Source organism: Streptomyces sp. NPDC048337 (assembly GCF_043201175.1).
Lineage (GTDB): Bacteria > Actinomycetota > Actinomycetes > Streptomycetales > Streptomycetaceae > Streptomyces.
Genome location: NZ_JBICYR010000004.1, coordinates 168705 through 193225, shown reverse-complemented (window position 1 = coordinate 193225; position 24521 = coordinate 168705). Strand labels below are relative to the sequence as shown.

Annotated in this window: 20 protein-coding genes and 2 pseudogenes; 8 read left to right on the top strand and 14 right to left on the bottom strand. The window is 69.3% G+C overall.

All coding sequences use genetic code 11. The features are described from left to right. Positions 1–60: 60 nt before the first annotated feature. The 5 genes from ACGFYU_RS08845 to ACGFYU_RS08825 form a co-directional block, all read right to left on the bottom strand. Positions 61–1017 (bottom strand): alpha/beta fold hydrolase, encoded by a 957-nt coding sequence (locus tag ACGFYU_RS08845; RefSeq protein WP_393826573.1) that lies wholly within the window; start codon positions 1015–1017, stop codon positions 61–63. Then, positions 1014–1472 (bottom strand): phage holin family protein, encoded by a 459-nt coding sequence (locus tag ACGFYU_RS08840; protein ID WP_393826572.1) that lies wholly within the window; start codon positions 1470–1472, stop codon positions 1014–1016. The genes ACGFYU_RS08845 and ACGFYU_RS08840 overlap by 4 nt, the downstream gene beginning before the upstream one ends. A 54-nt stretch (positions 1473–1526) precedes the next feature. After that, positions 1527–2948 (bottom strand): Na+/H+ antiporter NhaA, encoded by a 1422-nt coding sequence (nhaA, locus tag ACGFYU_RS08835; protein ID WP_393826571.1) that lies wholly within the window; start codon positions 2946–2948, stop codon positions 1527–1529. Between the two features lie 187 nt (positions 2949–3135). Beyond that, positions 3136–5133: an acetate--CoA ligase gene (gene acs, locus ACGFYU_RS08830; RefSeq protein ID WP_393826570.1), complete on the bottom strand. Its 1998-nt coding sequence runs from the start codon at positions 5131–5133 to the stop codon at positions 3136–3138. A gap of 188 nt (positions 5134–5321) precedes the next feature. Then, a complete protein-coding gene (locus tag ACGFYU_RS08825) occupies positions 5322–7790 on the bottom strand; it encodes a SulP family inorganic anion transporter (protein ID WP_393826569.1) in 2469 nt (822 codons plus the stop codon). Between the two features lie 234 nt (positions 7791–8024). Here ACGFYU_RS08825 and ACGFYU_RS08820 point away from each other — a divergent pair, with 234 nt between their 5' ends. Beyond that, positions 8025–9335 (top strand): hypothetical protein, encoded by a 1311-nt coding sequence (locus ACGFYU_RS08820; RefSeq protein WP_393826568.1) that lies wholly within the window; start codon positions 8025–8027, stop codon positions 9333–9335. On the opposite strand, the gene ACGFYU_RS08815 is transcribed toward ACGFYU_RS08820, so the two are convergent. Further along, positions 9289–10347 carry an ATP-binding protein gene (locus ACGFYU_RS08815; protein WP_393826567.1) on the bottom strand — a complete coding sequence of 353 codons (1059 nt, stop codon included), beginning with the start codon at positions 10345–10347 and terminating at the stop codon, positions 9289–9291. The two genes, ACGFYU_RS08820 and ACGFYU_RS08815, sit on opposite strands and share 47 nt — an antisense overlap. A gap of 109 nt (positions 10348–10456) precedes the next feature. Between ACGFYU_RS08815 and ACGFYU_RS08810 the strand changes: the two genes are divergently transcribed. Further along, positions 10457–11278: an oxidoreductase gene (locus tag ACGFYU_RS08810; protein WP_393826566.1), complete on the top strand. Its 822-nt coding sequence runs from the start codon at positions 10457–10459 to the stop codon at positions 11276–11278. 370 nt (positions 11279–11648) lie between these two features. Here the strand turns inward: ACGFYU_RS08810 and ACGFYU_RS08805 are convergent, their stop codons facing one another. Continuing rightward, entirely contained in the window at positions 11649–12524 is an 876-nt protein-coding gene (locus tag ACGFYU_RS08805; RefSeq protein ID WP_393826565.1) for an HAD family hydrolase, read from the bottom strand. Between the two features lie 489 nt (positions 12525–13013). Here ACGFYU_RS08805 and ACGFYU_RS08800 point away from each other — a divergent pair. From ACGFYU_RS08800 to ACGFYU_RS08775, 6 genes and pseudogenes are all read left to right on the top strand, one after another. After that, positions 13014–13550, top strand: a pseudogene (locus ACGFYU_RS08800) (septum formation initiator); the annotation flags it as partial. 168 nt (positions 13551–13718) lie between these two features. Continuing rightward, on the top strand, positions 13719–14888 hold the full coding sequence (locus tag ACGFYU_RS08795) for a tyrosine-type recombinase/integrase (protein WP_393826564.1): 1170 nt from the start codon (positions 13719–13721) through the stop codon (positions 14886–14888). Then, the gene (locus ACGFYU_RS08790; protein ID WP_393826563.1) at positions 14885–15229 is read left to right on the top strand and encodes a helix-turn-helix domain-containing protein; all 345 of its coding nucleotides are present in this window, start codon (positions 14885–14887) and stop codon (positions 15227–15229) included. Before ACGFYU_RS08795 ends, ACGFYU_RS08790 begins: the two co-directional genes overlap by 4 nt. A 225-nt stretch (positions 15230–15454) precedes the next feature. Beyond that, complete coding sequence (locus ACGFYU_RS08785) at positions 15455–17623, top strand: hypothetical protein (RefSeq protein WP_393826562.1); 2169 nt, start codon at positions 15455–15457, stop codon at positions 17621–17623. Positions 17624–17719: 96 nt separating this feature from the next. Further along, positions 17720–18319, top strand: a pseudogene (ssd, locus tag ACGFYU_RS08780) (septum site-determining protein Ssd); the annotation flags it as partial. Next, positions 18316–19629, top strand: a complete 1314-nt coding sequence (locus tag ACGFYU_RS08775) for a TadA family conjugal transfer-associated ATPase (protein WP_393826561.1) — start codon at positions 18316–18318, stop codon at positions 19627–19629. The pseudogene ssd and the gene ACGFYU_RS08775, both read left to right, overlap by 4 nt. Before the next feature lie 99 nt (positions 19630–19728). Here ACGFYU_RS08775 and ACGFYU_RS08770 read toward each other — a convergent pair whose 3' ends face one another. The 7 genes from ACGFYU_RS08770 to ACGFYU_RS08740 form a co-directional block, all read right to left on the bottom strand. Beyond that, complete coding sequence (locus ACGFYU_RS08770; protein ID WP_393826560.1) at positions 19729–19968, bottom strand: hypothetical protein; 240 nt, start codon at positions 19966–19968, stop codon at positions 19729–19731. A 114-nt stretch (positions 19969–20082) separates the two neighbouring features. Further along, entirely contained in the window at positions 20083–20925 is an 843-nt protein-coding gene (locus ACGFYU_RS08765; protein ID WP_393826559.1) for a helix-turn-helix domain-containing protein, read from the bottom strand. Next, complete coding sequence (locus tag ACGFYU_RS08760) at positions 20922–21455, bottom strand: DUF6879 family protein (protein ID WP_393826558.1); 534 nt, start codon at positions 21453–21455, stop codon at positions 20922–20924. Before ACGFYU_RS08760 ends, ACGFYU_RS08765 begins: the two co-directional genes overlap by 4 nt. 4 nt (positions 21456–21459) lie before the next feature. After that, positions 21460–21669 carry a hypothetical protein gene (locus tag ACGFYU_RS08755; RefSeq protein ID WP_390456970.1) on the bottom strand — a complete coding sequence of 70 codons (210 nt, stop codon included), beginning with the start codon at positions 21667–21669 and terminating at the stop codon, positions 21460–21462. 684 nt (positions 21670–22353) lie between these two features. Beyond that, positions 22354–22998, bottom strand: a complete 645-nt coding sequence (locus tag ACGFYU_RS08750) for a hypothetical protein (RefSeq protein WP_393826557.1) — start codon at positions 22996–22998, stop codon at positions 22354–22356. 164 nt (positions 22999–23162) lie between these two features. Further along, positions 23163–23633 (bottom strand): hypothetical protein, encoded by a 471-nt coding sequence (locus ACGFYU_RS08745; protein ID WP_393826556.1) that lies wholly within the window; start codon positions 23631–23633, stop codon positions 23163–23165. 12 nt (positions 23634–23645) lie between these two features. Beyond that, positions 23646–24518 carry a P22 phage major capsid protein family protein gene (locus ACGFYU_RS08740; protein ID WP_393826555.1) on the bottom strand — a complete coding sequence of 291 codons (873 nt, stop codon included), beginning with the start codon at positions 24516–24518 and terminating at the stop codon, positions 23646–23648. Positions 24519–24521: the final 3 nt, after the last annotated feature.

The following is a 24521-nucleotide window of genomic DNA, read 5'->3' as shown; positions in this document are numbered from 1 at the left end:
CGGCCAATTGGCCTATGCGCCGGGCAATTGAATGATTGTCACACCGCAGCGGGGTGCGGGTCAGCGGTCCGGCTCGGGGTCCTTCAGCCAGTTCACCAACTCGGTCGAGAAGGCCACCGGGTCCTCCTCGTGCGGGAAGTGCCCGAGACCGTCGAACAGCCGCCACCGGTACGGGGCTTCGACGTACTCCCCGGAGCCGGCCGCACTGCGCGTCCGCATCACCGGGTCGAGCGAGCCGTGCAGATGCAGCGTAGGCACCCGCACCGGCCGCTTCATCCGCCGGTTGAACTGGAGTCCGTCGGGCCGCGCCATCGACCGCATCATCCAGCGGTACGGCTCGATCGAGCAGTGCGCGGTGGAGGGGATGCACATCGCCCGCTGGTACACGGCGAGATCCGCGTCCTCCGGAAGCAGCGGCCCCGACCAGTCCCGGATCAGCTGCCCTACGAGGGCCCCGTCGTCGGCGACGAGCTGCCGCTCGGGGACGAAGGGCCGCTGGAAGCCCCAGATGTGCGAACTGGCCCGGGTCTGCCCGAAGTCCGACAGCATCGCCGAGCGCCAGCGCCGCGGATGCGGCATGGACGAGACGACGAGGCGGCGCACCAGCTTGGGCCGCATCACGGCGGCCGTCCAGGCGAGGTACCCGCCCAGGTCGTGCCCCACGAGGGCGGCGTCCGGCTCGCCGAGGGACCGTACGACCCCGGTGATGTCGAGCGCCAGGTTGGCCGGGTCGTAGCCGCGCGGGGTGCGGTCGCTGCCGCCCACGCCGCGCAGGTCCATGGCGACCGCCCGGTAGCCGGCGTCGGCGAGCGCGGTCAGCTGGTGCCGCCAGGTCCACCAGAACTGCGGGAAGCCGTGCAGCAGCAGTACCAGCGGCCCGTCGCCGAGCTCGGCGACGTGGAAGCGGGCGCCGTTGGCGGCGACGTCCCGGTGGATCACCGTCCTGCCGGGCACGTCGAGCCGTACCGCCGTGGCGGCGGTGGGCGGAGTGCTGGAGTCCGGCGAGGGCGCTGTCATGAGGACGAGCGTGCCACACCCACGGCGTTGTCACTCAACGGCCGCGCGTGCGGCTTGACGGTTCCGACGAGCGAGGCGGTCTGCTTGACGGACTCGATGGTCTTCACCGGCGGCTTGACCTTCTTGAACTTGACCACGGCGAGCAGCCCGATCAGGCCCGCGAGCAGCCAGAACGCACCGCCGACGATGAGGAAGGACCAGGCGAGGCCGAGCCCGAGGTTATGGATCCCGTACGCCGCGGCGAAACTCAGTACGGGGAGGGAGAAGAGCACGAGGACGCCCGCGACGATCGCGGCGCCGCTGCCGATGCCCGCGCGCTTGACGTCCTGCTTGATCTCCACCTTGGCGAGGGCGATCTCGTCGTGCACCAGGGCGGACATCTCGGCGGTTGCCGAGGCGACCAGCTGGCCGAGTGTGCGCTCGGCTCCTTGCACCCCTTGGTCCACTGCGCTCATCGCTCTCTCCCTCTGTCGTCTGCTGCCGGCGGCTGTCCTCCGTCGTCAGTCAGATCATGCCGGACGGTCGCCCTCGGCGCTGGACCCGGCCGCCGCTTCGGCCCGCCCGGCGGCCGCCGCCTCGGCCCTGCGGCGGTGCTCGGCGGCCTTGTTCTCGTAGATCTTCGCCATCCGCAGGTGGTACTCCGGGTTGTGCTCCTCGTAGATGTCCGGGATGCCGTCGCGGTCGTCGTCGCGCTCCTCGTCCTCGGTGAGCGCCCTGTACCTGCGGTCGCGGAGCTTGAGCAGGACGCACGCGACGACCGCGGCGATGAGCGAGCCGATCAGGACGGCCGCCTTGACCTCGTCGGTGAGGATCTCGTCGCCGGCGAAGGCGAGCTCGCCGATCAGCAGCGAGACGGTGAAGCCGATGCCGGCGAGCGAAGCCACGGCGAGTACGTCGGGCCAGGCCAGGTCCTCGTTCAGCTCGGCCTTGGTGAAGCGTGCGGCCAGCCAGGTGCCGCCGAAGATGCCCACGGTCTTGCCGACGACCAGACCGAGGACGACACCGAGGGTCTCGGGCCGGCCGAACACCTGGCCGATGGACTCGTCGGAGAGGGAGACACCGGCGGAGAACAGCGCGAAGAGGGGGACGGCGAGACCGGCGGAGACGGGCCGGATCAGGTGCTCGATGTGCTCGCCGGGGGAGTGCTGCTCGCCGTCCTTGCGGGTGCAGCGGAGCATCAGGCCCATGGCGACACCGGCGATGGTGGCGTGGATGCCGCTGTTGTACATCAGGCCCCAGATGACCAGGGCGAGCGGGACGTACACGTACCAGCCGCGGACGTTCTTGCGGAGCAGGAACCAGAAGAGAGCCAGGCCCAAGACCGCGCCGCCGAGCGCCAGGAAGTCGATCTCGTTGGTGAAGAACACCGCGATGATCAGGATGGCGAAGAGGTCGTCGACGACGGCGAGGGTCAGCAGGAAGGCGCGCAGGGCGGAGGGCAGTGAGGTGCCGATGACCGCGAGGACCGCGAGCGCGAAGGCGATGTCGGTCGCCGTCGGGACCGCCCAGCCGTTCATCGAGCCGTCGCCGAGCGTGTTGACCAGCGCGTAGACCAGGGCCGGGACGGCCATGCCGCATATTGCGGCGATGACCGGGAGGGCGGCCGCCTTGGGGTCGCGCAGGTCGCCCGCGACGAGCTCGCGCTTGAGTTCGATGCCGGCGACGAAGAAGAAGATCGCGAGGAGGCCGTCGGCGGCCCAGTGCTGGATCGACAGGTCCAGGCCGAGGGCGGCCGGGCCGATGTGGAAGTCCCGGACGGTGTCGTAGCTGTTCGTCAGGGCGGGCGTGTTGGCCCAGATCAGGGCGGCGATCGCGGCCACGAGCAGCAGCACGCCGCCGACGGTCTCGGCGCGCAGGGCGTCGGCGACGAAGCGGCGCTCGGGCAGCGAGAGCCGGCCGAGCAGCTTGCGGCTGGGGGTGGGCGTGGCCACGGTGGGACACCTCCGGGTGGTCGACGGCATGACAAACGCTGTTGCCGACCAGACTTCCCGGCGCACCCTGTGGTTTTTACGTTTTCAATATTTTACAGGGTGTACGCGAGGGTGTATCCGGCGATCATCACCTTATGTGCGAAAGGGGCATCCGGCGCGGCGCGCCGGATGCCCCTTTCGTCGTGTCTCAGTCCTCGCTGGCAGCGCTCGGCAGCTTGCTCTGGATCAGGTCCATGACCGAGGAGTCCGCGAGCGTGGTCACGTCGCCGACCGCGCGGTTCTCCGCCACGTCGCGCAGCAGACGGCGCATGATCTTGCCCGAGCGGGTCTTCGGCAGCTCCTGGACCGGCAGGATCCGCTTCGGCTTGGCGATCGGGCCGAGCGTGGCGCCGACGTGGTTGCGCAGTTCCGCGACCAGGTTGTCGGTCTCGGAGGCGCTGCCGCGCAGGATGACGAAGGCCACGATGGCCTGGCCGGTGGTCTCGTCGTTGGCGCCGACCACGGCCGCCTCGGCGACCGAGGGGTGCGAGACGAGCGCCGACTCGACCTCGGTGGTGGAGATGTTGTGGCCGGAGACCAGCATCACGTCATCCACCCGGCCGAGCAGCCAGATGTCGCCGTCGTCGTCCTTCTTGGCGCCGTCGCCCGCGAAGTACTTGCCCTCGAAGCGCGACCAGTAGGTGTCGATGAACCGCTGGTCGTCACCCCAGATGGTGCGCAGCATCGACGGCCACGGCTCGGTGAGGACCAGGTAGCCGCCCCCGCCGTTGGGGACCTCGTGCGCCTCGTCGTCCACGACGGTGGCGGAGATCCCGGGCAGGGCCCGCTGCGCGGAGCCCGGCTTGGTGTGGGTGACGCCCGGCAGCGGGGAGATCATCATCGCGCCGGTCTCGGTCTGCCACCAGGTGTCCACGATCGGGCAGCGGTCGCCGCCGATGTGCTTGCGGTACCAGATCCAGGCCTCGGGGTTGATCGGCTCGCCGACCGAGCCCAGCACGCGCAGGCTCGACAGGTCGAACTTCGCGGGGATGTCGTCGCCCCACTTCATGAACGTGCGGATGGCCGTCGGCGCCGTGTAGAGGATGCTGACGCCGTACTTCTGCACGATCTCCCAGAAGCGGCCCTGGTGCGGGGTGTCCGGGGTGCCCTCGTACATCACCTGGGTGGCGCCGTTCGCGAGCGGCCCGTAGACGATGTACGAGTGCCCGGTCACCCAGCCGATGTCGGCGGTGCACCAGTAGACGTCGGTCTCCGGCTTCAGGTCGAAGACCGCGTGGTGGGTGTACGCGGCCTGCGTGAGGTAGCCGCCCGAGGTGTGCAGGATGCCCTTCGGCTTACCCGTGGTCCCCGAGGTGTAGAGGATGAAGAGCGGGTGCTCGGCGTCGAAGGCCTGCGGGGTGTGCGCGGTGGACTGGCGGCCGACGACCTCGTGCCACCAGACGTCGCGGCCCTCGGTGAAGGCGGTGTCCTGACCGGTGCGCCGCACCACGAGCACGTTCTTGACCTGCGGGCACTTGCCGACGGCCTCGTCGATGGCGGGCTTCAGCGCGGTGGGCTTGCCGCGGCGGTAGCCGCCGTCGGCGGTGATGACCAGCTTCGCGTCGGCGTCCTGGATGCGGGAGGCGACGGCGTCGGCGGAGAAGCCGCCGAAGACCACGGAGTGGGCGGCGCCGACGCGGGCGCACGCGAGCATCGCGACGACCGCCTCGGGGATCATCGGCAGGTAGACGGCGACGCGGTCGCCGGCCTGCACGCCGAGCTCGGTCAGGGCGTTGGCGGCCCTGGAGACCTCGTCCTTGAGCTCGGCGTAGGTGATCGCGCGGCTGTCGCCGGGCTCGCCCTCGAAGTGGATGGCGACGCGGTCGCCGTTGCCGGCCTCGACGTGGCGGTCCACGCAGTTGTAGGCGACGTTCAGCTTGCCGTCCGCGAACCACTTCGCGAAGGGCGGATTCGTCCAGTCGAGTGTCTCGGTCGGCTCCGTGGCCCAGGTCAGCCGCCGGGCCTGCTCGGCCCAGAAGCCCAGCCGGTCCGCGTCGGCCTGTGTGTACGCAGCCTCTGTCACGTTGGCGGCGGCGGCCAGATCGGCGGGCGGTGCGAACCGCCGCTCCTCCTTGAGCAGATTGGCCAGGCTTTCATTGCTCACGACATCTCCCTTTCCCAGGGTGTCCGTTGTGTCCCCGGGCATAGCTCATCAGTCAGCGGCCCAGGTGACAAGGGGTAGCCGAGAATTGGTTTAGACCTATAGCACGGCTGGCTCCGGGCGCGAAAGGCCCCTTCCCGCTGCAGGGTGCGGGAAGGGGCCAAAACGATTGCACGGATACGGGAGGCTATCGGTTCAGACGCGCTGTGGATCGAGGCGCTCTGTGCGAGGGCTCACGCGGTTCCGACCGCTCCCACGGCGCCGACGGTCCCTACGCCCCCGGCGGCGCCGACGGTGTCGAAGACCCGGCAGTCGAAGTAGTCCTCGCCCTCGGAGAGCAGGTACGCCTGGGCCTCGCCCACGTGGAAGTACATCCCGTGCAGCTCCAGCGTGCCCTCGGCGAGCCGCCTGGCCACGGATTCGTGCGCCCGCAGGTGCTCCAGCTGCTGGACCACATTGGTCAGGCACAGCTGCTCCACGGCGTCCGCCGGGAGCCGCCCCGCGATCCGGGCCCAGGCGTGGTGGCGGCTGGCCATCCGCTCCAGGCTGGGCAGCCCGTGGCGCAGCCAGCGGCGCAGCGGGGTCATCGGGGTTCCGGGCGCGGAGTTGAGCAGGGCCTGCATGGCCCCGCAGCCCGAGTGCCCGCACACCGTGATGCTGTCCACCTTGAGTACGTCCACCGCGTACTCGATGGCCGCTGCGACCGAGTCGTCGGTGGACTCGGCGCCCGGCAGGGGGACCAGGTTTCCGACGTTGCGGACGGTGAACAGGTCGCCCGGCCCGCTGGCCGTGATCATGCTGGTCACCAGGCGGGAGTCGGCGCAGGTGAGGAAGAGCTGGGAGGGCCGCTGCCCCTCGCGGGCCAGCCGGGCCAGCTCGTCCCGCACGTGGGGCGCGGTGTCGCGCTGGAAGGCGCTGATCCCGTTGGCCAGTTGACCGGCCCCGCGCCGTCGGGCGGTGGGCTCGGGGCCCCCTGTGCCGGCCCCGGTGGTCGGCGTGGCCCCGGTGGCCGCCGTCGGTGCCGGGGCCCCCGCGTCGGCCGCCGTGTCCGCGACCGTGTCCGTACGGGAGCGCGTGGCGCGGTGGGCGCAGTGGTTCTGCCAGGGAGTCCAGGGGCGGCAGCACTGGTGCCCATCGCGGGCGGAGCCACGCCCGATCAGGTCGGTGCGCTGGGCCCCCTCGGTGCGACGGCCGGTGACGTCCACCGATCCCCCGTGTGCGAGGTGGGAGACCTGCCAGTCCTGAAGCGTCTCGTAGGCCGCGTGGTCCATGAACGAGCCGTCCAGCTCGATCACGGCCTTCCCGTCGTGCGGGATCTGGTTCAGCACCCGGCTCAGCCGGGGCACGGCGAGGAAGGTCAACTGCCCGCGCGCCCAGACCCGGTGGACACCGCCGTCGAGCCGCTCCAGCGTGATCCGGGTCCGGGCCAGCCGGTGCAGGGCGAGCGCGACCGCCACCGCGATGCCGATGGCGACACCCTCCAGGACTCCGCCGAGGATCACACCCAGGATCGTCGTCCCGTAGACCAGGACTTCTCGGTGCCGGGTGACACTGCGCAGGTGCGTGGCGCTCACCATCTGCACCCCGACCGCCATCACGAGCGCGGCCAGCGCGGCGAGCGGGATCAGGTCGAAGACGGGGACGAGCAGCCCGGTCGCGAGCAGTACCCACAGGCCGTGGAGCATGACCGACCGTCGGCTGATCGCGCCGGACTTGACGTTCGCCACGGTGCGGACGGCTCCGCCCGCCACGGGCAGTCCGCCCAGGGCGCCGGAGACGATGTTCGCCGCGCCCTGGCCCCGCAGTTCCCGGTCGAGGTCGGCGCGCGGCGGGCGGTTGCCCGTACCGCGCTCGGAGGCGATCAGCTTGTCGGTCGCGACCGCGGAGAGCAGGGACTCCACACTGCCGACCAGGGTGATGGTCAGTACGGCGGCGATGATGCCGAGGACCGGGCCCTCGGGCAGTTCGGGCAGGGCGTGGCTGCGCCAGGACGGCAGGTCCACCCGGGGCAGGCTGAGCCCGGCCAGGGCGGCGAAGGCGGTGGCGGTCCCGACGGCGGCGAGGGCCGCGGGCACCTTGCGCAGGGCGCGGCCCGTCCGCCCGGGCAGCCTCGGCCAGCCGAACAGGACCAGCAGCGTCAGCGCGCTGATGCCCAGCGCGACGGGGTGCAGATCGGCCAACTGCGCGGGCAGCCCGAGGACGTTGGCGACGGCCGAGCTCTGCGGGGTGCCGCCGAGCACGATGTGCAGCTGGGCCAGCGCGATGGTCACGCCGACGCCGGCGAGCATGCCGTGCACGATGGCCGGGCTGACCATGAGGGCCGACCTCGCCGTGCGCAGCAGCGCGAGACCGAGCTGGCAGAAGCCGGCGAGCACCGTGATGGCGCAGGTGGTGCGCCACCCGTAGTGCTGGATCAACTCGGCCGTGACGACGGTGAGTCCGGCCGAGGGCCCGCTCACCAGGAGCGGTGTGCCGCCGAGCCGCCCGGCGACGATCCCGCCGACCGCCGCGGCGACCAGGCCGGCCTGGAGCGGAGCTCCGGTGGCCAGCGCGATGCCGAGCGAGAACGGCAGGGCGATCAGGAAGACGGCGAGGGAGGCCGAGAGGTCCTGGGGCAGGTCCTGGCGCCGACGCTCGCGGGGGGTGGCGCGGTCGCCCTCCCGGGTTTCGTCGTTCGTGGGGGTGGGGTGGCTGGCTGTCATAGGTCCCGTCTCCTCGGGGGAGGGGTGAAGCGGCGGGAGTCTCAACACTCGGTAAATGGATGGTAATGGAGAGTAAAGAGGAGTGGTGGGTAATACGAGCAAATGGCCTAGGAATTAGCACTCAAGGGTGATTAAGCATTTTGTCCGGCTTGTCACATCTTCTTCACGGTGAACCCCATGGGACGTTGCGGCGCGGAAGCCCTGAAACGGAACTGCGAGGGAGAGGTGGGGCGGATGAGCGCCGCCACGAAGAAGATCGCCGGCGGCGTGGTCGCCACGGCGCTGGTCCTGGGAGTCGCCGGGTGCAGCTCCTCGGAGCCCGCCAAGTCCCCGGCTTCCGGGGCCCAGAGCGCCCGGAAGGGCGCCAACGCCCCCGAAGCCCCCGGCAGTGTCAACCGGCTCATCGGCGACGGCTCTACCGCGTACACCGGCGCGCAGCCCCACGTACGGAAGGCGGAGAGACTGAAGCCCGGTGAGAAGCCACCGCAGTTCGTGGTGTTCTCGTGGGACGGGGCCGGCGAGGACAGCCAGAAGCTCTTCTCGCACTTCCGCGAGGTGGGCAAGCAGTACAACGCCCGGATGACGTACTTCCTCAGCGGCGTCTACATGCTCCCGGAGGAGAAGAGTTCCCTCTACACCGCCCCGCAGCACTCACCGGGCCGCTCCGACATCGGTTTCGGCGATCTCCAGGGCATCAAGGACACCGCCACCCAGGTCCGCGCGGCCTGGCTGGAGGGCAACGAGATCGGCACCCACTTCAACGGCCACTTCTGCGGTCCCGACGGCGGCGTCGGCACCTGGTCGGTCGAGGAGTGGAAGAGCGAGATCAACCAGGCCAAGTCCTTCGTCAAGAACTGGAAGACGAACGCGGGCCTGAAGGACATGCCGGCGCTCCCCTTCGACTACGACAAGGAGCTGATCGGCGCCCGCACGCCCTGCCTGGAGGGCCAGAAGAACTTCATGCTGGCGGCCAAGGACATGGGCTTCCGCTACGACTCCAGCGGCATCAGCAAGCAGATCTGGCCCAAGAAGACGGACGGGCTCTGGGACCTGCCGCTGCAGCTGGTGCCCCTGCCGGACCGCGGCTTCGACACCCTGAGCATGGACTACAACTACATGGTCAACCAGTCCGGGACGACCTCGCAGGGCGATCCGTCGCAGCACCGGTACTGGGGCGACCAGATGCGCGACGGCCTGCGGCAGGCCTTCGACCGGGCCTACCAGGGCAACCGCGCGCCGCTGATCATCGGCAACCACTTCGAGTCCTGGAACGGCGGCACCTACATGCGCGCCGTCGAGGAGTCCATCAAGGGGATGTGCACCCAGAAGGAGGTCCGGTGCGTGCCGTTCCGCGAGCTGGCGGACTGGCTGGACGCCCAGGACCCGAAGACCCTGGAGTGGATGCGCACCCTCGACGTCGGCGAGGCGCCGAAGCAGGGATGGACGAAGTTCCTGACCGCGGGGCCGCCGCCCGCGCCGCCGGCGGCCCCCGCCGAGGTCAAGCCGGCTGCGGAGCCGGCTGATGGGGCTGCGGACGAGGGCTGACGAGGGCCTCGACCCCACCGATCGCCTCGACGCCTCCGCTTGTCTCGGCCCCTTCGCGCAGGACGAAATCGGGGTCGACCTGGTCCGCCAGGTCGACCCCGGTCTTGGCGTTGCCCCAGCTCTCCGCGTTCTTGAGGTGGAAGCGCACCATCTGCTCGGTGTACCGCTCCCAGTCGCGGTGCGCGTACGAGTCGTCGGCCGCGTCCTGGAGGGACTGGAGGGCGAGCCGGTTGGTCGCCTCCAGCAGCTCGAAGGAGGCCGGCCGGCCCTTCTCCATCGCCCGCACCCAATCGGAGTGCCCGACGGTGACCAGCAGGTCCTCGCCCACCTCGTCCTGGAGGAACTCGATGTCGTCCGGCCCCTGCACCTTGTTCCCGATGACCTTGAGCGAGACCCCGAAGTCCCGCGCGTACTCCTTGTACTGGCGGTAGACGGAGACGCTCTTGCGGGTCGGCTCGGCGACCAGGAAGGTCACGTCGAAGCGGGTGAACATGCCGGAGGCGAAGGAGTCCGAGCCGGCGGTCATGTCGACGACGACGTACTCGTCCGGGCCGTCGACCAGGTGGTTGAGGCAGAGCTCGACCGCCCCGACCTTCGAGTGGTAGCAGGCCACGCCCAGATCGGCCTCGGTGAACGGCCCGGTGGCCATGAGCCGTACGGGCTCCCCGTCGAGCAGGAGCGTGCGCGCGCAGGCCTCGTACACCGGGTTGTCCTCGGTGACGCGCAGCAGGCGCGAGCCCCTGCCGGGCGGGGTGGTCTTGATCATCGTGTCGGCGGACGCGATGCGCGGGTTGGAGCCCCGCAGGTACTCCTTGATCAGGGGCAGGTGCGCACCCAGGGCGGGCAGTGCGGCGGCCTCGTCCTCGCCGAGTCCGAGCGCGGCGCCCAGGTGCTGGTTGATGTCGGCGTCCACCGCGACGACGGGGGCTTCATTGGCGGCGAGGTGGCGGATGAAGAGGGAGGACAGCGTGGTCTTGCCGCTGCCGCCCTTTCCCACGAAAGCGATCTTCATGTTCACCAAGCGTAGTGGAGTGATCGCGGGGAGTTGTCAAGGTGAGTGAAGAAGACCACTCCAAGGAGGGGTCGGTGCTATGGGTGTGCAGTGCGTAGGCTCCCTACTTATGAGTAGCGCTTCTGACCCGTTGGCCGCCCTGGCCGGGCTGCCGGGTGTCGCCGAGTCCGTGGATTCCGTACGCAAGGCCGTGGACCGGGTCTACGGACACCGGGTGATGCGGCGCCGCAGTGGCGAGATCGCCTCGGAGGCCGCACTGCGCGGCGCGCGCGGGAGCGCGGCGCTGTCCGGTGCGGACTGGGCGCTGGAGGAGGTGCGCCGCCGGACCGACTTCGGGTCGGAGCCCGAGGCGCTGACGATGGGCGCGGCGCTCCGCCTCACCGCGGAGGCCGGGCAGCTGCTGAGCATCTGGCGCCAGTCGCCGCTGCGGGTCCTGGCGCGGCTCCACCTGGTGGCGTCGGGGTCGACGTCGGCCGGTGACGTGGTGGGCCGGCCGCGGCTGGTGGGCGAGCCGGTGGACGAGCCGCTGGTGGAGCTGGAGCTGCCGAGCGCGGAGGAGGTCGCCGGGCGACTGGACGGGCTCTCCCGCCTGATCATCGCGGGCGGTTCGGCCCCGGCGCTGGTCACGGCCGCGGTGGTGCACGGCGAGCTGCTGGCCCTGCGGCCCTTCGCCACGTACAACGGCCTGGTCGCGCGGACGGCCGAGCGCATCGTCCTGATCAACAGCGGCCTGGACCCGAAGGCGATCTGCCCGGCGGAGGTCGGTCACGCCGAGCTGGGGCGCGAGGCGTACCTGGCCGCATTCGAGGGCTACGTCTCCGGTACGGCGGAGGGGATGGCCGCCTGGATCGCCCACTGTGGGCGGGCGATCGAGCTGGGCGTGCGCGAGTCGACGGCCGTCTGCGAGGCGCTTCAGCGCGGCGCGGCCTGATCCTCCGGCGCTTTTCGCCCGGACATGGGTTGCGGCGACACCGTACTGCTTTGGTGTCGCCGCTGGCATTTACGCCCAGTTACCAAGCGTCCTCGATAGTTGCCCATCAGGTCGGGGACTTTGCCCGTCACCTGGTGCGGCTGGCCCGTAATCGACGGGTCGACGTCGCGTGGGTGCTCGGCGTTCATGCTTCGGTCCGTGGGCCTTACTGCGTTTTAAAGATGATCCTCTCGGATGTTCTTTGGTCTCGCGGGCCGTTGCTTTATTTGTACTCCGCTTGGGAGCCATGCGAAACCCCTGGCTCCACTTTTTACTTTCCAGGACGAGATCGGGCGAACCGGACAGCCCGTATCGCCGCAGGTCAGGACAATCAGGCGGACGCGGCGGCGGCCAGTGCGCTGGCCCGGCGGCGGCTCGCGTACCAGACCAGCCCCGCGGTGGCGGCTGCCGCCCCGACGGCCGCGGCGGCGACCAGGGCCGGGCGTGCGGGCATGGACAGCCCGGGCAGCCGCTGCTTGAGCCGTACCGGCCGGTCGAAGACGAGCACCGGCCATTCCCGGGCCAGGGCCTCGCGCCGCAGTGCCCGGTCGGGATTGACGGCGTGCGGGTGCCCGACCGCCTCCAGCATGGGGATGTCGGTGACCGAGTCGCTGTAGGCGTAGCACCGGGTGAGGTCGTAGCCCTCGGACTCCGCGAGCTCGCGGACGGCCTCCGCCTTGGTGGGTCCGTAGGCGTAGTACTCGATCTCTCCGGTGAAACAGCCGTCCTCGCCGACGACCATGCGCGTGGCGACGACGCGGTCCGCGCCGAGCATCTCCCCGATGGGCTCGACCACTTCCGCGCCCGAGGTCGACACGATCACCACATCGCGGCCGGCCGTGTGGTGGGCCTCGATGAGGGACGCGGCCTCGTCGTAGATGATCGGGTCGATCAGGTCGTGCAGGGTTTCCGCGACGATCTCCCGTACCTGCTGCACGTTCCACCCCTTGCAGAGGGCGGAGAGGTACTCGCGCATCCGTTCCATCTGATCGTGGTCGGCGCCGCCGGCCAGGAAGATGAACTGGGTGTACGCGGTCCGCAACACGGCGCGGCGGTTGATGAGTCCGCCCTGGTAGAAGGACTTGCTGAACGTCAAGGTGCTCGACTTCGCAATGACCGTCTTGTCCAGGTCGAAGAAGGCTGCGGTGCGAGGCGAGGAGTGCGGCAAGGGCTGATTTTCCACGCACCGAGCATATGCGCCCACCATTCGGCGTAAGGTGTGGCGCGTGGGTTTGCCTGAGAAGGCTCTCGGGTACACCATGGAAGTCACGGATCGTTCGCGACCGTGCTAACCCGGTCTGGCTCCTCCCCCCCCGAGTCGGACCGTGGGGACGACCCCCGCTCTCCCCCCCGGCGGGGGTCGTCGCATGTCCGGACGCGGTTCGCGTCCCTGCCTCCGGCCCCAAGTGACCATTCCTCCGGCCCTCCTGTGTCTACGGGGCCTGCGTGGCGAAGGCCCTCACCCTCTCAGACTCGTAACGGTGCGTAGTGGTTCCGCCGCGCTCCGGAACTCACCTGAGTGGGTGAGCGGGTTATTCACAATCGACTTGGCGTCCACAGTTTTCGAGCAAGATCCACTTCTTTTTCCTGATCGCTGCACGGTGATTCCGGCCGCGAAGTCCGCGGTGCTGGATTTCGCAGTGAGAAGGGGGCGGAGATCGTGGTCCGATCGAAGTCGTGTGAAACAGCCGAGTCGGTGGTGGGCGGGGCGGGGCCCGGTGGTGGGCGGCCGCTGATCATCACCGAGGATCCCCTGCTGCTCGACGACCTGCTGCGGCTGTGCGCCGCCGCGGGGGCCGAGCCGCATGTGCACCACGCGGTGCCGGAGCAAAGCGGAACGGGTGACGGGAACACCGAGGGCGTCAGGCGCGTCTGGAGCATGGGATGGGAGTCCGCGCCGCTGGTGCTGGTCGGGGACGACGCGGCCCGGCGGGTGCGCGGGGCGCCGCGCAGGGACGGGGTGTTCCTCGTCGGCCGGGACCTGGACGACCCCCTCGTGTGGCAGCGGGCCGTGGAGATCGGCGCCGAGGAGGTGCTGCGGCTCCCCGACGCCGAGAGCCGGCTCGTGGACCGCATCGCCGATGTGGTGGAAGGGGCCGGACGGCCCGCCCTCGCCGTCGGGGTGATCGGCGGCAGCGGCGGGGCCGGGGCCTCCACCCTTGCCTGCGCGCTCGCCCTCCGGGCCGCCCGCGCCGGGGAGCGGACCATCCTCATCGACGGGGACCCTATTGGAGTACGCGCAGGTTCCCCCGGCCCCGTCTGACGCCTCATAGCCGCATTTCAGCAGGCAGATGACACTCTCACCTCTGTTCACTCGATGGTGTGGGATCTCAGCAGTAGCTCGCGGATTCCATGAGTTGTCTCCGTAATCTGCGGCCTTGTGTCGGATTCGGAAAGTCGCGTGCTCACCCTCGTACGCTCCGCCCCAGACCCATCTGCGGCGGCGGACGCCGCCGCAGTGTCGGTCGACACCGGGCTGGCGGACGTGGTCACGCTCCAGCGCCGACGGCAGGCGCGCGTGTCCGAGCAGGACGAAGAGAGCTTCTTCATCGACACGCTTTCCGAGTACCAGTGGGCCCGGGACTCCGCCGGCCTGGCGATGTCGACGCTGGATACCCTGATCAAGCCCGTGATCGAGGTGTGCGACTACTACGGCACGGTGCCCTGGAAGCTCACGCCGAGGCAGGTCGACAAGTACTTCGCCGGGCCGGGCAAGCGGGCGCACTCGACGCTGCGGCAGAAGATCAACCGGATCGACGGGTACTTCGCGTTCCTCGAACAGCGGTACGCGGGCGAGATCATGCGGCGCTTCGGGGCGAACGTCGAGTCCCCGATCGACCCGTTCAACCGCCCCAGGCACCGCGGCGACTTCGGTCTGCGCATCCCGCCGTCGCAGACGGCGCTGAAGGACTTCTTCGCCCGCTGGCGCGAGGACCTGGCGAACCACCGGAAATACCTGGTGGCCTGCCGCGACTATGTGATGACGAAGATCGCCTACCTGTCCGGGGTCCGGGCGGCCGAGCTCTGCGGCGTCTGCATCGGAGACGTCCACTGGGAACACGGGCAGTGGGGCCGCTTCCTGGTGAACGGCAAGGCCGCCCGCGGCTCCGGCCCCCGGCAGCGGGAGGCATACCTCTTCCAGGAGGGCCGCGATCTTCTGTGGTGGTACGTCGAGGAGATCCGCGGCGAGTTCGGCGACGACGCGGACCACCCGCGGGCCCCGCTCTGGCCCTCGGAGCGCAAGCCGAAGGCGGTCGCCGCGCTGAACCTGCCGATCGCCCCGGCAATCATTCCCTCGACGTTCCGCAAGCACCTGCACGACGCGGCGGCCGCCTACCTGACCGGCCCGGTCACCGACCTCCACCCCCACCTCCTGCGTCATGCCTGCGCGACCCACAACTACGAGCGCGGGATGAGCCTTTGGGAGGTGCAGAAGGTCCTCGGCCACGACTGGGCAACCACGACACTTCGGTACATGGCGACCGCCCAAGCCGATCCCGAACATGCGAATCTGGCCGCCAGCACCGAGGCGGCTCAGCGACTGGTGATGGACAAGGGGAACCTGCGGTGAAGTGGAATCTGCGGATGGTGGCCGCACAGCGCGATCTATGGAGGCCCACCGAGGTGCTGGCCGCGTTCACGGAGGTCGGGTTCACCCCGTCGCTCAGCAAGGTCGCGGCGATGTGGGGCGGCACCCCGATCTCCGTCCGCCTGGACGACCTGGACAAGATCTGCGCGGCCCTGAACTGCACGCCCGGCGACCTGTTGCAGGCCGAGCCCCTGGACGCGGCCCTGGCGCCACCAGAGCACGGACAGAAGGCAGTTGGAGCCGAGGAGACGAGGCCCGGACCGGTGCGGCCGACCCCGCGCAGCGGTCGGCGGAGCGGTCCGCGTTCGCTCCCGCCGAACTGAGCCGCCATGGGGTGGACACCGCGCGGTTCCCGACAGTGCCAGTCGTGCTTCGGCTGGGGGACGCTGGACTCCCGGCGGTTTTGCTGGGGCTGCGAGAAGTGGCGGAAGAAGTACCTTGAGCTGGGCCTTTGCGGCCGCTGCCGTCACGAGGACTACCCCGGCCCTGACGGGATCTGCCGTCCGTGTCTCCAGGCGGTCCGGCTCGACGACGATGTCGAGTGGGTCATGGCTCCCGAGGTCGCCAGGCCGCGCGACCGCCAGCTCGTGCTGATCTTCCGGCGGTTCGCGGTGACCAACGCGCTGCCGTTGAGGAAGTCGGCCAAGGGCGGCAGGCGCGAGCTGAACCGGTGGAAGCTGAAGTGGGAGGCCCGGGAGGCGGTCGACCGCGACGACGCGGCGGTGCTGCCGCCGGCCGTCCGGGGCCAGCAGGCCCTGTTCGTGGTGAAGCGGGCGGAGATGTCGATCGACACCGTCCGCAGCATCCTCGCCCGGCCCCTGGACGGCTACGAGGAGGCTGTCGCCGAGGCCGTTGTGTTCGCTGGCGAGTACGGCCTGAGTGATGCGTGGGTCCGCCAGGTCTCGGAGATGATCCGTCTGGCCATGGCCCTCCGGGACGCCGACGGGCACGACTTGGTGCCGGAGGAAGTGCTCGATGAGCTGCCGAGCTACTGGACGCCGGTCGGGAAGATTCTGACGCGGGCCGGGATGCTCCAGGCCCGGCAGACGCCGGCGCCGCCGAGGCGGAGGCGGCCCCCGAAATCCGGCTACGTCCCCACACCGCCACCTCCTCTGCCGCCGTCACCGCGGTCCTGCCGGGACTGCGACGCATGGATGACCGGCGTCCACAAGCGCCGCTGCCATGCCTGCCAGACCTGGCACGGCAAGCACAAGAACCGGCCCATCGGCCAGTGCGAACGCTGCCACCGCGAGGGCCTGCCGCTGAAGGCCGGACACTGCCGCGGCTGCTGCCTCCACGTGAACATCAACGGGCTCACCGCCGAGAAGGAGCCGTTCACCCAGCTGTGGTTCGCCGACCCGTTCTCCGTCGGCCTGCGGGTCCTGCGGGGCCAGCTCGGCTACGAGCTGTCGAGCAAGCACCCCTACCGAGACCGGCAGGTCGCCGAGCGGCGGGCAGCCCGCACTCCGCTCGTCCCACAACCCGCCTTCCCAGGGCAGGAAACGCTGTTCACGATGCGCAGAGACTGGACACCGCTGCTGGACATCAACCGGCGCCACGAGAGGCTCCCGGAGCTGACCGAGCCCGCACAGCAGCTGGCCGACGAGTTCGTGGCGATGATGCGTGACCAGCAGTGGGACCTGGACCAGAGGGTCGCCCACCTGCGGCCCTTGGTCATCCTGCTGTCCTGGCTCGGCGCCGATGCCCCCATCCGGGAGGCTGACGTGGTCGAGCTCTCCCGCCAGGACGTCAACCTGTCTGCCAGACGCGTCTGCCAGTTCCTCAAGTTCCGCAACATGCTCGTCGAAGATCCCGCGCTCCACCGGGACCGGGACTACGAGTGGATCGAGCACACCCTGGCCGGGCTGCCTGAGCAGATCGCCATGGAAGTACGGGCCTGGGTCACCGTCCTGCGCGGGCAGGGCCGGCGCGAGCACGAACCCCGCAGCTACTACACCATCCGCAGCTACTTCACGACCTTCAAAACGACGCTGGAGAGCTGGATCGCCGACGGCGTCACCAGCCTGCGGGAGATCACCAACGAGGACGTCAAGAAGGCCGTCGGCGCCCGCCAGGGCAACCCGGCCCGCTCTCTCCACATTGCGTTCCGCAGCCTGTTCCAGGCCCTGAAGCAGGAACAGTTGATCTTCCGGAATCCCACCCGGGGCGTCGTCGTCGGCGGCGTCCAGACCCTTCCGCCAGCCGTTCCCTCCGACGTCCTGGCCGGGCTCCTTGAGCGGTCGAACAGCGGCGCTGGACGCCTCGCGCTGGCCCTGGTCGCGGTCCACGCCCTGCCCCCTCACGAGGTCCGGCACCTTCTGACGGCCGACCTCGACCTCGCCAAGGGGCACCTCGTCGTCCGGCGCGGCCTGCGACGCCACACCATCCACCTCGAAGAGTTCACCCAGACCATTGCCATGGAGTGGCTCACCGAACGGCACCGCCGCTGGCCCGGCTCCACCAACCCCTACCTGCTGGTCAGCCAGCAGACCGCTATGCACTCCGAGCACCCGCCGGTCACTCGCACCATGCTCAAACAGACCTTCCGCGACCTGGACGCCTCGATGTCACAGCTCCGGCAGGACCGCATCCTGCACGAAGCCCGCAAGTCTGCGGACCCTCTCCGCCTCATGCGGCTGTTCGGCATCAGCGACACCACCGCCATGCGCTACATCACTGCCGCCCACCCCGAGAAGACCGCCCGGCTGCCTCGCTGATCACGCGAACCCGCGCGGGACTTCCCCATCAACCACCGCACCCCACGCGGGATACCGGCCAGACACGTCCAGGAATCCGCGAACCCGCGCGCTTCGCTGGGCGGGGGCATGGACGTCCTGCTCGGGGGCGAGGCCGCGGAAGGGCTGCGCTGGCCCGACTTCGCGGCCTCGCGCGGCCGGGTGGGAGCCGGAGCGCTGGAGGAGTCCCTGCCCGAGCTGCACGCCCTGCGGGTCCTCAGCTGGGACCGCGGGGACCGGGTGGTGGTGCCGCCCGACGCGATGCGCTCGGTGGTGGCCGCCGCGCGTCGCCGGGGCGGGGTCGTGGTGGTCGACCTCCCGCGGCGGGTGGACGAAGCCGTCGCCGAGGTGCTGGCCCAGCTCGACCTGGTGCTCATGGTGGTCCCGGGCGAGCTGCGGGCGGTGGCCGCCGCGGGCCGGGTGGCGGCCGGGGTGCGGATGGTGGCCCGGGACGTGCGTGTCGTCGTACGGGGCCGCTGCCCTGGCGGTCTCGATGCCGAGGCCGTCGCCGGACTGCTGGGGGCGCCGCTGGCCGGCGAGGTGCCGGTCGAGGTGGGGCTCCCGGGGCGGGTGGCCGAGGGGGAACCGCCGGGGGCGCAGGGGCGGGGCGCGCTGGCCCGGTTCTGCGACGGCTTCTGGCAGCGGGCGCTCGGTTCCGCCCAGGGGGTGCCGGCATGAGCGCGGTACTGCTGGACGCGGTGCGCAGGCGCCTCGCCGAGACCGGGGCGGAGCCGACGCCGGCGCGGGTGGCGGCCGCCCTGCGGGCCCAGGGCCGGCTGCTCGGTGACGCGGAAGTGCTGGGGGTGGCCGCCGAGTTACGGTCCGAGCTGGTCGGCGCCGGCCCGTTGGAGCCGCTGCTCGCCGACCCCGAGGTCACCGATGTGCTGGTGGCGGCCCCCGACCGGGTGTGGGTGGACCGGGGCGGCGGGCTGGAGCTGACCGGGGTGACCTTCGCCGACGCCGATGCCGTGCGCAGGCTCGCCCAGCGGCTGGCCGCCGTCGCGGGCCGCCGACTGGACGACGCCCGGCCCTGGGTGGACGCCCGGATGCCGGACGGCACCCGGCTGCATGCCGTGCTGCCTCCCGTGGCGGTCGGATCGGCCTGTCTATCGCTGCGGGTGGTGCGGCCGCGGGCGTTCACGCTGGAGGAGCTGGTCGCGGCCGGGACACTGCCGCCCGGCGGCCACCGGCTGCTCCGGGAGATGGTCGAGGCCCGGCTGTCCTTCCTCGTCTCCGGCGGGACCGGAACCGGCAAAACCACCCTGCTCAGCGCCCTGTTGGGACTGGTCGGCCCCGGTGAGCGGATCGTGCTCGCTGAGGATTCGGCCGAGCTGCGCCCGGACCATCCGCACGTGGTGCGGCTGGAGACCCGGCCCGCCAATCAGGAGGGGGCGGGCCTGGTCACGCTGGCGGACCTGGTCCGGCAGGCCCTGCGGATGCGGCCCGACCGGCTGGTGGTCGGAGAGGTCCGGGGCCCCGAGGTGGCGGACCTGCTCGCGGCCCTCAACACAGGCCACGAAGGTGAGTGCCTGCCCAAACCATACATAGAACTGGGCAGCGCACACGGCGAAACCCCGCCCATGCGCCACGGGGGGCAGCGCACAGACGGGGCCACAGCGGCACCCTCACCGCTTCCCGAGGGGAAGTGGCACCCCGCCTACGAGGGCGGACCGGGGCGAGAGCCTGAGCACGTCAGCTCAGACGGGACACGACCTGTCCCTGCCCTGGGCTTGTCCGATCGGGAGTGCCGCTGTCCGGTCGGCCGGGTCCTCGGCGTGACCCAACCGGCCGGGTCTGTCCTCCCACCCCTACCGCCTCGTGTCGCCGCGATCACGGGAAGGGTGGGAATCCTGGGAGTTAGGTCCCCTCGATCCGCTCGACAAGGGCCGCGTCCTCGAACCGCCGGGCGAACCTCTGATGCCCCGTACGGCCCGTGTGCTCCATACAGGCGACCTCTACGGCGGACGGGTCCTCCACGGGCCCTGTGAGCCAGTCACAGCCCTCTGTGCGGCATGTCGCGGACGCTGCGACTCTCTCGTCTTGGTCTCGGCTGATCCGGTGCGAGACGAACCGGAGGACGGCGCGGGTCACCGACGGCGGACCTTGGGCTTGGGGTGACCGAGGCGGAGCCCCCTCGGGTCGGCACAGTCGATGTGTCGGTACACCACGGCGGGCGCTCCGGACTGTCGCTCGAACGTCCCCCGGCGGCAGCGATCAAGGCTTGCGATCGGCTGCTTGCACTCGGGGCACGTCTCGCCCTTCGGCGCGAACGTGTTGTACTCCCACCTGCTTGCGTCGGTGTCGATCTCCTGTGTCTTGCCCGCCATGGTCGCCGTCCCCTCACGTGGTCCAATGACGACGACGCTAGGACGGTTTCGCGCCCAACTCCCGCTGTGTTTCTCGATGTTTCTCGCGCTGGTGCGCGATCTTCCCGATGGTTCTCACGCCACAGAGAGCAACCGGCGGGCGCGGGCTAGAACCCGGTGAGCATCCGCCCCGTAAGCCGCCGCATCGTTCAGCCGGTCCCACACGCGCCCGTACAGTGCCACGTCGGCCGGGTCGTCAAGGCGCAGCTCCGTGCTGATCGTCTCCACCCGGACTAGCCGCTCATCAAAGATCCAAAACCCGTGCTTCGGGGTCAGCGCCATGGCTGCGCCGAGGGGGATGATCCCGAGAGAAACCGTGTCCAGACCGATGAGCCCGGCGAGCCGGTCAAGCTGCGCGGCCAGCGTCTCAGGGGGGCAGGGAAGGGCGTGTAGCGCTCCCTCCCACAAGATGATGCGGTGGCGCTTCCCAGGCTCGTAGAGGGCTTCCTGTCGCCTCATGCGGGCACGCACGGCGGCCTCTGTGTCGCGGGGCGTCTGGTGGATCTCGGCGTTGTGGACCAACAGCGCACGGGCGTAGTCGGGAGTCTGGAACAGCCCCGGAATCACGGTCGCCTCATAGGCCCGGATCGTCTGCGTCTCGCGGTACTCGACCACGGACTGTTCCTGAATGGGGCCGTGCCCGGTGGAGAGCTGGCGACGGCGGGACTGGACATGCATTTCCAGACCGCGCAACCGGCGCTGTAGGTCCTCAGCCTCAGCAGGAACGCCGCAGCCACGGGCCCACTCGTCCAGGTCTTCCGGCGTCGCTGTCTGGCGCCCGTTCTCCAGCTTGGACACCTTGGAGTGCGGCCACTCGCAACGCTCGCCCAGTTGTCGGCCAGTCAGTCCGGCCCCGGTGCGCAGCTCTCGAAGCCGCGCACCGAGGGATTCACGGGCTCTCTGGTAGTCGGTGCTCACACAGCGGAAGGTACCCGCCGGGCGAACTCCTCGTACCGAATGGCGAAGTGCCATGCAGCATCGCGTACTTGGCACGCCTTGAGCACTTCCGCCGGATCGGTGATCAGCTCCAGCCCGAGCGTGCGGCCGTCCTCATGGTGGAAGCGGGCCAGAGTGCGGGAGTCGAACAACCAGAAGTCGGAAGGGGGCAAGCCGAGCCGGTCAGCGTCAGCACGCCACAGGTGCCGGATCTCCTCCCCAGCCTCGATGGTCGCCGGGGCTCCAGCGAGTAGATAGCGCTGGTTCTCGGTCGGCGGGTCGTCCACGATCCGTACGCGCTCCACCCGCTTGCCCTGCTCGACAAGCTTGCGGCGACCGGCTAGGAACGCCTCCCGGCCTCCAGCGCTGTACCCCTCGCCGCGCGCCCACCGTTGGTACCGGTCCGACTTCTGGTCAGCCTCGTACCCCCGCTGCGTCTCCAGTCGCCAAGCCGTGTGCTCGAAATCCTCGAACAGCTCGTTCAGCACGGCCGTACTGGTCAGCTCAGGCAAGGGGCTACTCCTTCGGCGCGAAGCGGATCAACAGCTCTCGCGGGATCACGACGAACGTTTCCCGCTCCTTGACGTTGGCGAGCTGGGCCAGGTCGGCAGGGTCGGTCACCTTGTCGCCCTGAACGATGATCTCGCCCGTGTCTAGGTCCTCGTACAGCGTGGGGCAGTCGTTGTCTTCGCTGGTGGTGCCGAGCATCTTCAAGCGCCTTGCCATGGGTGCTCCCTTCACAGTGGACACAGCCTCACCAGCATGGACGCCCCGGCGATGATCTGTCAGCGAGACAGCGAAAGCCCCCGCAGCCAGCCCCGGCGAAGGAGCGGCCACGGGGGCGCGGTGAGGAATCGAAGGCGACGGAACCCTTGGGAACGCTGGGCTCGCCCTCGCAGCCGGCCGGGAAACCGCCGCTATTCGAAGGTGCCCCGATGAGGCGCAGTGACTATCTGTGTTCAACTGCGGTCCAAGGACGCTTCGGCGACTCCATTACTCGTACCGGTTTCCAGGTGCCACCACCTTGCGGTTCGGAAAGGGATCGTTTCCGGGTCGTCCCCCTCCCCTTCCGCCACTAAAAGTGACCTTTAGAAGCAAGGCGTCATGCTCGCTGCCTCTCACCAGGGCGACGGCGGGGCTTCCCTATCCGACCGGTCAATCTTGGTTCGTAGTCGGGGCCCCTGCGCTTTCGCTGCCTCGGCCTGAGTCTTGCGCGTGTGATGCCACCGACAGAGCAATTGCAGGTTGTCTAGTGAGTGGTTGTCTCCGGGCGTGATGTGGTCCACGTCCGTGCCTGCTTCTCCGCAGCGCTGGCCGGTGTCCATGAGGACGCCCTGACAGCGACCCCCGGCACGTCGAATTATTCGGGCGCGCAGCTTGTGCCAATTGGCCGGTAGGCGCTCGCGCCGGTTACTGGTCTCCCATGGCATCCTTACCCGCCGCCTCCCTTCGCTGCCTGCGTTCCTCGTTGAACTCCCGCTGAAAGGTTCTCAGTTGGTCGGCTCCGCTGCCGTCCGTCGCGTTCCAGCGAGCCAGGTATCCATCCCGCTTGGCAGCATCGTCGGCGGGCATCTCGACACCCCGGAACAGCGGGAGAGTCTGGCAGTGGCAACCAGGGTGGAATTGGTCCGGCTCCATGTAATCGGAGTAGGCCGTCCCTCGGCTGGCAATCATCGCGCAGAACCCGCAGGGGTCGGCATCCGTCTTGCGATACCACCCGATCACGTCGGCGTCATTCTCTCGGGCCTCGGCCAGCGCGTCACGGCCGCCCGATTCAGCGAGTCGGCCAGCATCTAGAGCGAGGTTCCGTCCGGCGCTTTCCATCGCCTTGTCAAGGGACTTGACGAATTCCGGGTCATCCAACCGCCCCCGCTGGAGTTCCTTTCGGAGCGGCGCGGTGTGGACGTAAAACGACGCCTTGGCCTTGCCAGACTCGGCGGCCAGGTCCCGGCTATCCCATACAGATTCAGGGGCAGGTTTGCCGGTCGCTGCCTCTCGGGCCGCATTGTGATACTTCACGCCCTCGGCATACGACCGGCTGCGGGACTGGCTCACTAGCGCTTGATATTCACGGACCACAGCGGATGAGCCCTCGGCCGCTCGCTGTGGAGACAGGCCACGCCACCAAGACATGACCCGCTCCACAAGCGATTCGGAGATATCAACCTGCGCCAATTGGTAAGCCTGTGCAGTCGCGTTGAAATCAGACTGCCGACTCACTAGAACTCCCGCTGTGCGCGAAGAATCCGGCCGACCGCCCCGCCGTCGCTGGAATCGGTCGGGTCAAGGCCACCAATTCCGAGTCCCGAGCGGCCCACGGCCGCATACTTGGCGAGAATCTTTGCCTCGGCCTCTAGCTCCTCGGCGGATTCACCGCGCAGGAATCCCATTAGCTCATCCGGCAGCCCATGACGACGGCCGACCCGCTCACGCTCTAGCGCAACCTCGGCAGCCTTTACCCGCGTCTCGGCGTCATCCAACTGGGAATTGAGCTGCTGTCGTAGATCCTCGGAAGTGCGGAGAGATGTAGAGGCACTCTCCAGGTTCGCCCGCAGCTCATCCAGCGAGGGGCCTTCGGTGCCCGCCTGCGGGGTGGAATCGACTTCGGGGGCCGACTCCACCTCCAGGGCCTCAATGAGGCTTGTAGCGGGCTCCTGTGGCGTCTCCGGCGCATTCTCTACCTCAGCCACAATCACCCCTCCTTACGCAGCCGGAACGAACTTGAGGCCAACCGCGCGCTTAGTGTCCAGGACGGTAGCGCCCACGAACGCCTCAACGACGCTCATTTCCGTTCGGGTCTCACCGTTGAAGGAAACAAACCAAGTCATTGCGTAGCCCTGGTTATCGTCATCAGTTGCCGATGCCCCGGAAACCGACTCAGGCTTGGCAGGAGCCTTGATAGCGGCAGCGAATGCTTCACGGGTCATGGCGACAGCGCCATTGGTGATGAATGGCGACATGTAAACGTCGAAGCCATGGAGACGGCCCACAATCGCGTCACGGAGAGCGGACGGCGAACCGGCGGAATCAACGTTCGAAAGGTTCGGGTCCATCAGCAGTGCGCGCTTAACGTTCGGGCTCACCACAAGGACGCGCGACTTCCCGCCAACCTTGCGGGTGTCGAGAATTTCGCCCGCTTCGGTAATGGCGTCACGAGGGTTGGCCGGATCAATCGTCAGCGTGGCACCGGTAATAACCGGCTGCATCACGGTGGCAATCTCCGCCTCGATCATCTCAGCCACACCGGCAACCTGCGGCACGAGGACCTGCGCGCTAAAGTTTTCGACATTCAGCGTCATATCCTTGGCGGTCAGCTCTAGCGGCTGCATCGCGTGAGTGTTCAGCTTGACCGGGACGGTCTGCTCATTCAGCGGCGTGCTGATAGCCGAGGTGGAGCCGGTGAACTTGGACGCCTGTAGGACGCGCGGAATACGAACACTTACCGTGTCACCCCGCCCGCCGATGAAATCAGCCTCGGCGTCACGGAACACGAGACGGCCTAGAACTAGCTCGGCCTTGAGTAGCGATGCGGCATTCTTGGCAACGACATTGCTAACGGCAAAGATGTTGGCCATTTG